This is a genomic window from Streptomyces sp. NPDC059452 (assembly GCF_042750035.1).
In the GTDB taxonomy this organism is placed as follows: domain Bacteria; phylum Actinomycetota; class Actinomycetes; order Streptomycetales; family Streptomycetaceae; genus Streptomyces.
Genome location: NZ_JBHYVE010000009.1, coordinates 1 through 12,520, shown reverse-complemented (window position 1 = coordinate 12,520; position 12,520 = coordinate 1). Strand labels below are relative to the sequence as shown.

Sequence of the window (12,520 nt, the reverse complement as noted above, 5' to 3'; positions counted from 1 at the left end):
CAGGGGACGCGGAAGGGGCGGGCGGGATGTCCCGCGCCCGCCCCGAGCAGGCGGCCGCTTGCCCGGGGTGCGCGGTGCCTGTGAGACTGCGGTCATGGGGCGACGGACACAGGCCGAGCGGGACGCGATGACGATCGAGACCGGGTACGCGCTGGTGAGTGCCGCCGTCCTGGCCGCCGTCACCTTCGTGGCGGTCCTCGTGCCTCCTCTGTACGTCTTCGACCTCGGCCGCACCGCCCGGCAGGTCGTCCTGGGGGTGGCCGGAGTGGCCGCCGTACTGGCCTTCGTCACCCGGGTCGTCCATGTCCTGTGGCGCTTTCCGCGGCAGGAGGGGCATCGGCTGCCCGGCCCGCCGCCCCCGCCCCGGCCGGACCTCGGTGCATAGGCGGGAACCACGGGCCGGTCGCGGGCACTTGGCCTGATTCAGCCCACCGGAGCGCCCCGCAGGCCGACCGACCGGGCGATCTCCCCCGCGGCCTGCCGGAACAGCGGTTCGCGCGCCTCGACCAAGCGGTTGAACTGGCCGAAGAGCTCGAAGGAGATCAGGCCGAAGAGCTGGGCCCAGGCGGCGACGAGGGCCGCCACCACGGCGGGCGGCAGATCCGGGGCCAGCTCCGCGGCGATCCGCTCGGCCTCGGGGCGCAGCTCCCGCGCGAGCGGGGGCACGGCGAGACCGTCGGACCGGAACGCGTCGCGGACGAGGCCGATGAAGACCAGGCCGACCCGGGAGGCGGGGCCCACCGTGTCCATGGGGGCGCTGTACCCGGGGACGGGTGAGCCGTAGATCAGGGCGTACTCATGGGGGTGGACGAGAGCCCACTCCCGTACGGCACCGGCCACGGCGACGAAGCGTCCGGCGTACGGGGCGGGGCGGGGGCGGGCCCGGTCGGCAGTGGCGCGGGCCTCTTCCGCGACCTCGCCGATCGCGTCGTAGGCGTCGACGATCAGCGCGGTGAGCAGATCGTCGCGGCTCGGGAAGTAGCGGTAGAGCGCGGAGGAGACCATGCCCAGCTCGCGGGCGACGGCACGCAGGGAGAGTCTGGCCGCACCCTCCGCCGCCAGCTGCTTCCTGGCCTCATCCTTGATGGCGGCGGTCACTTCTCTGCGGGCGCGTTCCCTGGCCCCTCGGATCGTGCTCATGGTGATCAGTCTGCCACGCACGCAGAGCACCGAACAATAACGAGAGCAGTGCTCTTGCTTTTGAGCACCGATTCCGTGCACACTGATCTTAAGTGAGAGCACCGCTCTCCCAAGGAGAGCACCGATCTCACCCACCCATGCCGAGCGTCCACACCCCCGGGGGTCACCATGTCGCAGCCGTACTACCTCCGGGCGAGCACCGCCGCCAACCGCCTCAACAAGGTCGTCGGCCGGCTCGCCCGGCACGGCGTCAGCTTCCTCGGCACCGCCGAGCTGTCGGTACGGGGACGCAGCACCGGCCAGATGCAGCGCATCCCCGTCAACCCGCACACCTACGAGGGCGCCGAGTACCTCGTCTCGGCCCGGGGCCACTCCCAGTGGGTGCGCAACATGCGCGTCGCGGGCGGCGGCGAGCTGCGGGTGGGGCGCAGAACCCGCGCCTTCACCGCCGTGGAGATCGCCGACGACGAGCAGAAGGCAGGGATCCTCCGCGCCTATCTGGAGCGGTGGGGCTGGGAGGTCAACCAGTACTTCCGGGGCGTCACCGCGAAGTCCACGGACGCCGAACTCCTGGCCGCCTGCCCCGACCACCCGGTCTTCCGCATCACGACCGAGGGCTGACCCCGGCGATCAGCTCCCGCACCAGGCCGACCACGAGGGCGGGCCGGGAGACGAACGGGGAGTGCCCCGTCCGCCACTCGCGCATGCCGGTGCAGCGGGTGGCCAACGTCCGTTGCAGCGCGGGGTCGATCGCCCGGTCCCGTGCGCAGACGACGTACGTGGAAGGGGTCCGCTTCCAGCTGTGGCGCTCCGGAACTCCGCGCCCGCAGCCGGGGCCCTGCGACCGCAGCAGGCCGACCGCCCGGGCGGCGAGCGGTCCGGGGCAGTCGCCGTAGAGGACCCCGGCCGCGCGGCCGGGGTGGAGGAGCGTCGTGCCCTCGGGCCCGGCCGTCGGCATGATCGCCGCCCGGAGCTGCGGGGAGGCCCCGCCGAGAGCGGCCGCGCTCTCCCCCACGTCCGGTACGAAGGCCGCCAGATAGACCAGGTGACGTGCTCCGCGCACCCCCGTGATCACCGACCCGCCGTAGGAGTGGCCGAGCAGGAGCGGAGGCGTCTCCAGTGCGTCGACAGCGGCCTGGACCGCTGCGGTGTCGGCGGCGAGGGAACCCCGGTGGAGCTCGGGAACGACCGCCGCGATCCCCTCGGCCCGCAGACCTGCGGCGACCGCGGCGAAGTGTTCGGGGCGGTGGTAGAGCCCGTGGACGAACACCGCGGCGGCCCCGTCACTCACCGCGCCCGTCCCCCACTCCCGTAACGCACATCCGTCACTCGCGCCCCGAGCTTCGTGTTTCGCGCCCCCTTCAGCGGTCCCGCGAGCTCAGCGCCCGCTGCGCCATCGGGTGCGTACGGACGAGCTCGGCCAGCGAGGTCGTGCCCCGGGTGATCCCCGCGAACGCCTTCCAGGCCGGGCGGAAACCGGTCAGCACCGCGTGCAGCACCCCCGGGCGGCGCTCGAACAGCTTGAGCATGCGGCGGCCGACCCCCATCTCCACGCCGAGCCCGGCCTTGATGGCGAAGGCGTAGTTGAGGGCCTGGCGGCGGGCGTCCACCGCGTCGTGCGACTCGGCGATCCTGACGGCCCATTCGCCCGCGAGGCGGCCGGAGCGCAGGGCGAAGGAGATGCCCTCCCGGGTCCACGGCTCCAGCAGGCCCGCCGCGTCGCCGCAGACCACGACCCGGCCGCGCGAGAGCGGCGAGTCGTCGCTGCGGCAGCGGGTCAGATGGCCCGAGGAGATGGACGGCTCGAACCCGGCGAGGCCGAGGCGGGCGATGAAGTCCTCCAGATACCGCTTGGTGCCCGCGCCGTCGCCGCGCGCCGAGATCACCCCGACGGTCAGCGTGTCGCCCTTGGGGAAGACCCAGCCGTAACTCCCGGGCATCGGGCCCCAGTCGATGAGGACCCGGCCCGCCCAGTCCTCCGCCACCGTCGCCGGAACGGGGATCTCCACCTCCAGGCCGAGGTCCACCTGGTCGAGCTTCACCCCGACGTGTGCTCCTATCCGGCCCGCGCTGCCGTCCGCGCCGACGACCGCCCGCGCGAGCACCGTCTCACCCCCGGCCAGCACGACCGCGACCGTACGCCGGTCGGGCACGGCGGGCCCGTGCTGCTCCACCCGCACCACCGAGGCGCCCGTGCGCAGTTCGGCACCGGCCTTCTGCGCCTCCTCCACCAGCCCGGCGTCGAACTCCGGGCGGTTGATGAGCCCGAAGAGCATCCGCCGGGAGCGCCTGGTCCGGGAGAGCTTCCCGTTGAGCGAGAAGGTGACCGCGTGGATACGGTCCTTCAGGGGCAGTTCGAACCCCGGTGGCAGGGCGTCCCGGGAGAACCCGATGATGCCGCCGCCACAGGTCTTGTAACGCGGTAGCTCCGCCTTCTCCAGCAGCAGCACCCGCCGGCCCGCCACGGCTGCCGCGTACGCCGCCGACGCACCGGCCGGTCCAGCGCCGACCACCACGACGTCCCAGACCGACGACTCTTCGTTTTCCCGCCCGGCGTCTGCGTTCTCGCTGCTCACGATGTGCTTCTGCTCCCGATCCGACCAGTGGCCCCAAGCTGCTCACGGCATCCTACGGCGCGTCCCGGCCGAGCCTCCCTGTGGGAGGATCGGCCATGATTTTGTCCTACGTACGGCGCCGCACCCACGGTGTCGTGGAAGGGCGCGTACTCACCGTGCCCTCCTCATAACGTCGCACCCACGAGGAGCGTGCCCATGACCGCCCGTCCGATTTCCGAGACCGTCGCCTCGCTGATGCCCCGTGCCCGGGCGGAGCTCGCCGAGCTGGTCGCGTTCCAGTCGGTGGCGGACCCCGCGGTCTTCCCGAGGAGCGAGTGCGAGGCGGCGGCGAACTGGGTCGCAGACGCGCTGCGCGCCGAGGACTTCACGGACGTCGCCCTGCTCGACACCCCCGACGGCACCCAGTCGGTCTACGGCTTCCTGCCCGGCCCGGCCGGTGCGCCGACCGTGCTGCTCTACGCCCACTACGACGTACAGCCGCCGCTGGACGAGTCGGCGTGGCTCTCCCCGCCGTTCGAGCTGACCGAGCGCGACGGACGCTGGTTCGGCCGGGGCGCGGCGGACTGCAAGGGCGGGTTCATCATGCACCTGCTCGCGCTGCGGGCCCTCAAGGCGAACGGCGGCGTCCCGGTCTCGGTGAAGGTCATCGCCGAGGGCTCCGAGGAGCAGGGCACCGGCGGTCTGGAGCGGTACGCCGAGGCCCACCCGGAGCTGCTGACGGCCGACACGATCGTCATCGGCGACGCCGGGAACTTCCGGGCCGGGCTGCCGACGGTCACGGCGACGCTGCGCGGGATGACGATGCTGCGGGTGCAGCTCGACACCCTCGAAGGGAACCTGCACTCGGGGCAGTTCGGCGGCGCCGCCCCCGACGCGCTGGCCGCGATGATCCAGCTGCTGGCCTCGCTGCGCGACGAGAACGGGACGACGACGGTCGACGGCCTGACCGGGGACGCCGACTGGGACGGGCTCCAGTACCCGGAGGCGGAGTTCCGGCAGGACGCCAAGGTGCTGGACGGGGTCGAGCTGATCGGTACGGGCACGGTCGCGGACCGGATCTGGGCGCGGCCCGCCGTCACCGTCATCGGCATCGACTGCCCGCCGGTCGTCGGCGCCACGCCGTCCGTCCAGGCGAGCGCGCGGGCCCAGATCAGCCTGCGGGTGCCGCCCGGCCACGACGCCGCCGAGGCGACGAAGCTGCTCACCGCCCACCTGGAGTCGCACACCCCGTGGGGCGCCCGGGTCAGGGTGGAGCAGGTGGGCCAGGGCCAGCCGTTCAGCGCCGACATCTCCAGCCCGGCGTACACGGCGATGGCGGACGCGATGCGGGACGCCTACCCGGGCCAGGAGATGCAGTCCGCCGGCATGGGCGGCTCCATCCCGCTCTGCAACACCCTGGCGTCGCTCTACCCGGAGGCGGAGATCCTGCTGATCGGCCTCAGCGAGCCCGAGGCGCAGATCCACGCGGTGAACGAGAGCGTGTCGCCCGAGGAGCTGGAGCGGCTGTCGGTCACCGAGGCGCTGTTCCTGCGCAACTACGCGGAGTCGAAGAAGGCCTGACCGGCCCTCACGAAGGCCCCCGCGGCAGCCCTTGTCGGCCGACGCGGGGGCCTTCACGCGCCCGCTACACCCGCTGTGCCTGCTACGCCCTCGGCGAAGTCGCCGGAAGCGTAGTTCCGTACGGTGGGTGCCTTCGGCTGTGTACGTTCACGGCATGGATCTCATCGAGGTGCTCCCCCGCCGCCTGCACATGTTCCGCTTCCGGATCGGCCAGGCCTATCTCTGGCACGACAGCGACAGCGACAGCTACCGCGACCGCGACCGCGACGGGGCGGATCTGACGCTCATCGACGCGGGTGACATCGAGGCCGCGCCCGCGATCGAGGACGCGGTACGGGGGCTGGGCCTCGATCCCGCCCGGATCGGCCGCATCGTCCTCACCCACGGCCACCGCGACCACTACGGCGCCGCCCAGGAGCTGGCCGACCGTCACGGCGCCGAGATCCTCGCCCACCCGCTGGACGCGCCGGTGATCCGGGGCGAGCTCCCCGTACCGGAACCGGACCTGCTCGACTGGGAACGGCCGCTGTACGAGCACGGGCTGACGGTCCCGGCTGCTCCGCCCACCCGGGTCGACCGCGAGGTGGCCGACGGTGAGGTGCTGCCGTTCGGCGGCGGCGCCCGGGTGGTCCACGCCCCCGGTCACACGCCGGGCTCCATCGCCCTCCATCTGCCGCGCCACGGGGTCCTGTTCACCGGGGACACCGTGGCGGAGGCCGGGGAGGTGATGCTCGGCGTGTTCAACGTGGACCGGGACCGGGCTCGGGACACGTTCCGGCGGCTGGCCGCACTCGCCCCCCGTACGGTCTGCTTCGGCCACGGCGACCCGCTGACCGAGGACGCGGCGGAGGTCATGCGGGCGGCGGCGGAAGCGACGGCGTGAAGGGGCGCGCGAAGGGGCGGCGCGAAGCGGCGTGTTCAGCCCATCGGGACGCCCGTGGACGCGCTCACCCCACCGGCACACCCGCCTCCAGGTTGAGCACCGCGGACCGTTCACGCGCCCGCAGGGCCCAGCGCAGCCGCTCGTAGCGGGTGGGGGGCAGCATCCCCGCCGCCTCCTCCTCCGTGACGAAGCGCCAGCCGCGCAGTTCGGAGCCGGGGAGCAGCAGCCGGCCGGCGTCCTCGGACCGCAGCAGCCCGCCGTCGAAGAGGAAGCGCACTCCGCCGTAGCCGGGGGGCGAGGGTGGCTCCCAGTCGACGAGGAGCAGCGTGGGGACCCGGTCGAGCCGCAGCCCGATCTCCTCGGCCACCTCCCGTACGCCCGCCTGCGCCGGGGCCTCGCCCTCCTCCACTACCCCGCCGGGGAACTCCCAGCCGGGCTTGTACGTGGGGTCGACGAGCAGCACCCGGTCCTGTTCGTCGAAGAGCAGCACCCCGGCCGCCACGGTGGCGCCCGTCGGTTCGGGGCTCTGGACGATCTCGCACACCCCGGCGGCGCCGGTACGGACGGCCTCGGCGATCCGCTCGGCGGTCTCGCGCGGGGTGAGGGCGCCGTTGTCGACGACATGGGCGTCCTCGGTGATCCAGCCGAGCGCGTCCCGGTAGGGGCCGATGTGCTCGTACGCCCACCGGCTGGCCCGCTCGCTCTGCTCAGGGTCGCCCGGGCGCTCCACCCGGCCCGCTATCCGACTGCGCAGGATCGTTTCCTCAGGCGAGAGGAGCACATGCCGGACCGGGATGCGCCGGGAGGCGAGCCCGCCGAATATCTCGTCCCGGTACTCCTGTCTCAGCAGGGTCATCGGCACCACCAGCACCCCGGGCACCTCGGCGAGCAGCGCGGCCGCCGTGTCCACCAGGAGCCGCCGCCAGATCCTCAGGTCCTGGAAGTCGCTCACCTCGGCCAGCTTCTTCTGGGGCAGCAGACCGCGCAGCCCCGCGCCGATGACTTCCGGGTCGTACAAGGTGCTGTTCGGGATCAGATCGATCAGTTCGCCCGCGGCGCTGGTCTTGCCCGCGCCGAACGCCCCGTTCAGCCAGACGATCACGGTTCCCCCTCTTCGTAGCCCCCTGTGGCTTGCCCGCAACACCCTGCCGTGGAAACCCCACGGCGGCGACGGCGTTGCCGGGATGCGGGTATCCGGCCCGTTTTGGGCCGAGGAGGGCGTACGGCCGCGGGGCGCGGCGGGGGCCTGGGCTACCGCAGTGCGATCGCCGCGGCCGCCGCGCCGACCAGCCCCGCGTCGGTGCCCATCACGGCCGGGGCGACGGTGAGTCCCCGTACGAAGGAGAGCGTGGCGTAGTCGGACAGGCTGCGCCGCAGGGGTGCGAAGAGCACGTCCCCGGCGCCCGCCACTCCCCCGCCGATCACCGCGATGTCGATCTCGACCAGGGTTGCGGTGGCGGCGATCCCGGCCGCGAGCGCCTGGGCGGCCCGCTCGTACGAGGCGATGGCGACCGGGTCCCCGGCGCGTGCGGCGGCGGCCACCGCGGCGGCCGTGGTGTCGCCGTCGGGGCCGGGGAGCCAGCCGCCCTCCAGGGCGCGGCGGGCGATGTTCGGGCCGCTGGCGATGCGCTCGACGCAGCCGCGCGCTCCGCAGGGGCACGGGTCGCCGTCCAGGTCGACGCTGATGTGGCCGATGTGGCCGGCGTTTCCGGAGGGGCCCGGGTGCAGGGAGCCGCCGAGGACCAGGCCACCACCGACGCCCGTCGACACGACGAGGCAGAGCGCGTTGTCGTAGCCGTGCGCCGCCCCGAGCCAGTGCTCGGCCGCCGTCATCGCGACCCCGTCGCCGACGAGCGCGACAGGCAGTCCGCCGATGGTCTTCTGCACCCGCTCCACCAGCGGAAAGTCGCGCCAGCCGGGGACGTTGACCGGACTGACCGTGCCCGCGCCCGCGTCGACAGGACCCGCGCTGCCGATCCCGGCAGAGCCCGCGCGGCCCCAGAGCGGCGAGGCCGTCAGCTCGCCGAGGACCTCGTCCACGGCGTCCATCACCGCCTCGGCACCCTCCCGGGCGGGCGTCGGCCGCTGCGCCCGTACGAGGAGGGTTCCACCGCCGTCGACCAGCGCGCCGGCGATCTTGGTGCCGCCGATGTCGAGCGCGGCGACGAGGTCGGTATGCATCGGTGTGGCTTCTCCGGACGGGTGGAGGGCGGAACCTGCGGGTCAAGTCAATAGTCTGCACAGTCTCTCGTGCGTTGACAACGTTGTCCAGGGCCTATGCTCGACGCCATGGCCTCCGTTCGTCCCCTCAGCAGGCTCCGCGAGCCGTCCGGAGGCGCCCGTTCGGAGCCCGAATCCGCCGACCGTCAGCCGCCCCGCCCTCCCCTCCCGCCCGTATCCGACGACAGGACAGCGCACTGTGGACCGGACCACCACCCGTCATCCCGAGACCCGTTACGGCACCCGGCCGACCATGAAGGACGTGGCGGCCCGCGCCGGAGTGGGCCTCAAGACGGTCTCCCGGGTGGTGAACAGCGAGCCCGGTGTCACGCCCGACACCGAGCGCCGCGTCCAGGAGGCGATCGACGCGCTGGGCTTCCGCCGCAACGACAGCGCCCGCGTCCTGCGCAAGGGCCGTACGGCCTCGATCGGCCTGGTCCTGGAGGATCTGGCCGACCCCTTCTACGGCCCGCTGAGCCGCGCCGTTGAGGAGGTGGCCCGCGCCCACGGGGCCCTGCTCATCAACGGCTCCAGCGCCGAGGACCCCGAGCGGGAGCAGGAGCTCGTCCTGGCCCTGTGTGCGCGCCGGGTGGACGGTCTCATCGTGATCCCGGCAGGTGACGACCACCGGTATCTGGAGCCGGAGATCAAGGCAGGCATCGCCACGGTCTTCGTGGACCGCCCGGCGGGCCGGGTCGAGGCGGACACGGTGCTCTCCGACAGTTTCGGCGGCTCCCGGGAGGGCGTGGCCCATCTGATCGCCCACGGCCACCGCCGGATCGGGTTCATCGGTGACCAGCCCCGTATCCACACCGCCACCGAGCGCCTGCGCGGCTACCACGCCGCCATGGCGGACGCGGGCATCCCCGTCGACGACCGCTGGGTCTCCCTCGGCACCACCGCCCCCGGCCGGGTCCGGGCGGCCGCCGAGGCGATGCTCGGCGGCCCCGAGCCCGTCACCGCGCTGTTCGCGGGGAACAACCGGGTGACGGTGACGGCGGTCCGGGTGATCGCGGAGCAGGAACGGCCGGTGGCGCTGGTCGGGTTCGACGACATCGAGCTGGCCGACCTTCTCGGCATCACCGTCATCTCCCAGGACGCGGCGGCCGTCGGCAGGACCGCCGCCGAGCACCTCTTCCGCCGACTCGACGGCGCGGACCACGCCCCGGCCCGGGTAGAGCTGCCGACCACGCTGATCCCGCGCGGCTCGGGCGAACTCCCGCCCGCCTGATCCCTGCCGCCGGGCCCCCGCGCGGAACTCCCGCCCGGACGGGGGTGGGAGCCGCGCCGGGGGCTCGTGGACGGTTCGCAGACGCGTCAGTACGACCGAGGCGCGGGTCCGGGGCCGTTGGGGTGGCCGCCGGGCCCCTCGGGGGCGTGGTGTCGCCGGAAGGGCCGGGGCGGTTCCTAACGTCGGCCGCTGACGGCACGTCGGCCACCGGCCGCCCCGGGACCGTACGACGCGCTCGGGTGACCCGGGTGACGGGCCGTCGGTCTCCGTGGCGTCCCCGTCCCGCCCGCCCCTGCGCCGCGCGGAGCGGGGCCGCCGTCCCCCTCCCCCTCCCCCACCCCTGGCCGGTACGGCAGCGGGGCGGGGCGTCCAGAACAGGTGCGTACCCATGATTCATGCGGCGACAGCCATCACCCGGCCCCGTGGCGCAGGTGGGCCGGGCCGGAGCCGTCTGCGGTGGCGGTCCGCGGTGCTGGCGGCGGTGGTGCTGCTGTGCACGGCCCCGCTCGCCTCCGCGACGGACGGGGCCACGGACAGGGCGGTGGACGCGCACCCGCCGGTCCACGGCTCGGCGCCCCTGTACGTCTCCGACTACACCGACAACGACGTGCTGCGCGTACCGCCCGGCGGGGGCGAGCCGACCACGGTCGCGGCGACCGGCCTGACCCGCCCCACCGGGCTGGCGCTCGCCGCCTCGGGCGACCTCTACATCGCCGACACCGGCAACAACCGGGTCGTACGGGTGCCCGGGGACGGCGGCCCGCAGACCGTCGTCCCGACCACCGATCTCTCCCGCCCGATCGGGCTGGCGCTGGACGCCGCGGGCACGCTCTACATCGCCGACAGCTTCAACGACCGGGTGGTGAAGGTCCCCGCCGACGGGAGCGGGCAGGTCACCGTCCCCACCACCGGGCTGCTCCACCCCAACGGCCTTGCGCTGGACGGCGCGGGGAACCTCTTCGTCGCGGACTTCGTCAACGACCGTGTCGTGAAGGTCCCGGCCGACGGCGGTCCGCAGACGACCGTTCCCACCACCGGGCTCTCCCAGCCGACCGGGCTCGCCTTCGACCGGCGAGGGGACCTGTTCGTCTCCGACAGCGGCAACGACCGCGTGGTGCGGCTGCCGGCGGACGGCGGAGCGCAGCGGACCGTTCCGGTGACCGGGCTCAACTCCCCGTACGGCCTGGCCTTCGGCCCGGCGGGCACGCTGTACATCGCGGACTTCAACAACGACCGGGTGGTGGAGCTGCCGGTACGCGGCGCCCAGCGGACCCTGCCCGTGGCGGGCCTGCACACCCCGGCCGGACTGGCCGTACCGCAGCCGGGGCGCGACGCCTACTGACAGCCCCTACGGCCCTACGGAGCCGTGACCGTCAGGTCGCCCCGGCGCGGCGAGGCGAACGCGTCCAGGTCGGCCCGGGTGAGGCCCGTCAGCCGGGCGACCTCGGCGGTGTCCAGCGCGCCGCAGTCGATGCCGCGCAGCAGGTATCCGCTGAGCGCCTTGGCAGTGGCGGGCTCGTCCATGACGTCCCCGCCCGCCTTGGCCACGTACGCGGCGAGCCGGGCGGCGGCGGGCTCCAGACCCTCCCGGTAGAAGGCGTAGACGGCCGCGTAACGCGTCGGGAGGTGGCCGGGGTGCATGTCCCAGCCCTGGTAGTACGCGCGGGCCAGAGCGCGGCGGGTGAGGCCGTAGTGCAGCCGCCAGGCCTCGTGGACCTGAGCGGTCGGGCCGACGGGCAGGACGTTGGTCGAGCCGTCGGAGACCCGTACGCCGGTGCCTGCGGCGGCGACCTGCATGACGGCCTTGGCGTGGTCGGCGGCCGGGTGGTCGCTGGCCTGGTAGGCGGCGCTGACCCCGACACAGGCGCTGTAGTCGAAGGTGCCGTAGTGCAGCCCGGTCGCCCGGCCCCGCGCCGCGTCGATCATGCGGGCGACGGCGGCGGTCCCGTCGGCGGCGAGGATCGACTGGCTGGTCTCGATCTGGATCTCGAAGCCGATGCGGCCCGCGTCCAGGCCGTGGGCCTTCTCGAAGGCTTCGAGGAGCTGGACGAAGGCGGTGACCTGCTCGGGGTACGTCACCTTCGGCAGCGTCAGCACGAGCCCTTCGGGGAGCCCGCCCGCCGCCATCAGGCCGGTGAGGAAGACGTCGGTGGTACGGATGCCCCGGTCGCGTACACCGGCCTCCATGCACTTCATCCGGATGCCCATGTACGGGGCCGCGGTGCCGTTCTCGTACGCCTCCGAGACCAGCCGGGCGGCGCGGGCCGCGGCCTCGTCCTCCTCGGCGTCCGGGCGGGGGCCGTAGCCGTCCTCGAAGTCGATGCGCAGGTCCTCGACGGGCTCGCGGCTCAGCTTCGCGCGTACGCGGTCGTGGACGGGGCCCGCGAGCTCCTCGGGGATACCGAGGACAGCGGCGAAGGAGGCGGCGTCGGGGGCGTGTTCGTCGAGGGCGGCCAGCGCCTGGTCGCCCCAGGAGCGGAGGGTGCCGGGCTCGAAGACGTCACCGGGTACGTAGACGGTGTGCACGGGCTGGCGGGTGCCGGGGTCTCCCGGGTAGCGGCGGGCGAGCTCCGCGTCGACCGCCGTGAGGGAGGCGCTGATCTCCTCGCTGACCGTGCCCGCGAGACTCGTCGCCACCTTCTCCTGCTGACCCATGACCGCACCCTCCACACTCTCGCCGTTTCCGCTTCCCGGAATCAACAATCCGTATAGTGAAGTTATAAGGCCGCTCGACCTGCGTCAATGGTCGCCCGGAACGGCGCTGGGCCGCGCGGTGGGTTTCACCGTGCGGCCCAGAGCGGGTGTGCGTGTGTGGGGGGTTGTTGTGTGGTTCAGCTCTTGCGGGCGGTGATCTCTTCGGTGAGCTGGGGGACGACGGTGAAGAGGTCGCCGACGACGCCGTAGTCGACG

The 12,520-nt window shown here is 73.6% G+C and carries 12 protein-coding genes; 6 read left to right on the top strand and 6 right to left on the bottom strand.

Going from position 1 to position 12,520, the window contains the following annotated elements; translation table 11 throughout:
* Positions 1 to 94 precede the first annotated feature (94 nt).
* Positions 95 to 385, top strand: coding sequence for a DUF6332 family protein (locus tag ACFW9Z_RS14480; RefSeq protein WP_384639516.1), 291 nt, complete (start codon positions 95 to 97; stop codon positions 383 to 385).
* A gap of 38 nt (positions 386 to 423) precedes the next feature.
* Here ACFW9Z_RS14480 and ACFW9Z_RS14475 read toward each other — a convergent pair whose 3' ends face one another.
* A complete protein-coding gene (locus tag ACFW9Z_RS14475) occupies positions 424 to 1,140 on the bottom strand; it encodes a TetR/AcrR family transcriptional regulator (protein ID WP_384639513.1) in 717 nt (238 codons plus the stop codon).
* A gap of 168 nt (positions 1,141 to 1,308) precedes the next feature.
* Here ACFW9Z_RS14475 and ACFW9Z_RS14470 point away from each other — a divergent pair, with 168 nt between their 5' ends.
* Positions 1,309 to 1,761: a nitroreductase/quinone reductase family protein gene (locus ACFW9Z_RS14470; protein ID WP_384639509.1), complete on the top strand. Its 453-nt coding sequence runs from the start codon at positions 1,309 to 1,311 to the stop codon at positions 1,759 to 1,761.
* Here the strand turns inward: ACFW9Z_RS14470 and ACFW9Z_RS14465 are convergent.
* Together ACFW9Z_RS14465 and ACFW9Z_RS14460 are read right to left on the bottom strand one after the other, a co-directional pair.
* Positions 1,745 to 2,431, bottom strand: a complete 687-nt coding sequence (locus ACFW9Z_RS14465; protein WP_384639506.1) for an alpha/beta hydrolase — start codon at positions 2,429 to 2,431, stop codon at positions 1,745 to 1,747. The genes ACFW9Z_RS14470 and ACFW9Z_RS14465 overlap by 17 nt on opposite strands.
* A 70-nt stretch (positions 2,432 to 2,501) precedes the next feature.
* Positions 2,502 to 3,716, bottom strand: coding sequence for a geranylgeranyl reductase family protein (locus ACFW9Z_RS14460; protein WP_384639502.1), 1,215 nt, complete (start codon positions 3,714 to 3,716; stop codon positions 2,502 to 2,504).
* 195 nt (positions 3,717 to 3,911) lie between these two features.
* Here ACFW9Z_RS14460 and ACFW9Z_RS14455 point away from each other — a divergent pair, with 195 nt between their 5' ends.
* The gene (locus ACFW9Z_RS14455) at positions 3,912 to 5,276 is read left to right on the top strand and encodes a dipeptidase (protein WP_384639499.1); all 1,365 of its coding nucleotides are present in this window, start codon (positions 3,912 to 3,914) and stop codon (positions 5,274 to 5,276) included.
* Between the two features lie 154 nt (positions 5,277 to 5,430).
* On the top strand, positions 5,431 to 6,159 hold the full coding sequence (locus ACFW9Z_RS14450; RefSeq protein ID WP_384639496.1) for an MBL fold metallo-hydrolase: 729 nt from the start codon (positions 5,431 to 5,433) through the stop codon (positions 6,157 to 6,159).
* Between the two features lie 64 nt (positions 6,160 to 6,223).
* On the opposite strand, the gene ACFW9Z_RS14445 is transcribed toward ACFW9Z_RS14450, so the two are convergent.
* Both ACFW9Z_RS14445 and ACFW9Z_RS14440 read right to left on the bottom strand, forming a co-directional pair.
* Positions 6,224 to 7,261 (bottom strand): NUDIX domain-containing protein, encoded by a 1,038-nt coding sequence (locus tag ACFW9Z_RS14445; protein ID WP_384639493.1) that lies wholly within the window; start codon positions 7,259 to 7,261, stop codon positions 6,224 to 6,226.
* Positions 7,262 to 7,410: 149 nt separating this feature from the next.
* Positions 7,411 to 8,340: an ROK family protein gene (locus ACFW9Z_RS14440; protein ID WP_384639491.1), complete on the bottom strand. Its 930-nt coding sequence runs from the start codon at positions 8,338 to 8,340 to the stop codon at positions 7,411 to 7,413.
* A 238-nt stretch (positions 8,341 to 8,578) separates the two neighbouring features.
* Here ACFW9Z_RS14440 and ACFW9Z_RS14435 point away from each other — a divergent pair, with 238 nt between their 5' ends.
* Both ACFW9Z_RS14435 and ACFW9Z_RS14430 read left to right on the top strand, forming a co-directional pair.
* Entirely contained in the window at positions 8,579 to 9,610 is a 1,032-nt protein-coding gene (locus tag ACFW9Z_RS14435) for a LacI family DNA-binding transcriptional regulator (protein WP_384639488.1), read from the top strand.
* 472 nt (positions 9,611 to 10,082) lie between these two features.
* Complete coding sequence (locus ACFW9Z_RS14430; RefSeq protein WP_384639998.1) at positions 10,083 to 10,952, top strand: hypothetical protein; 870 nt, start codon at positions 10,083 to 10,085, stop codon at positions 10,950 to 10,952.
* Between the two features lie 14 nt (positions 10,953 to 10,966).
* On the opposite strand, the gene ACFW9Z_RS14425 is transcribed toward ACFW9Z_RS14430, so the two are convergent.
* The gene (locus ACFW9Z_RS14425) at positions 10,967 to 12,265 is read right to left on the bottom strand and encodes a DUF6986 family protein (protein ID WP_384639485.1); all 1,299 of its coding nucleotides are present in this window, start codon (positions 12,263 to 12,265) and stop codon (positions 10,967 to 10,969) included.
* Positions 12,266 to 12,520: the final 255 nt, after the last annotated feature.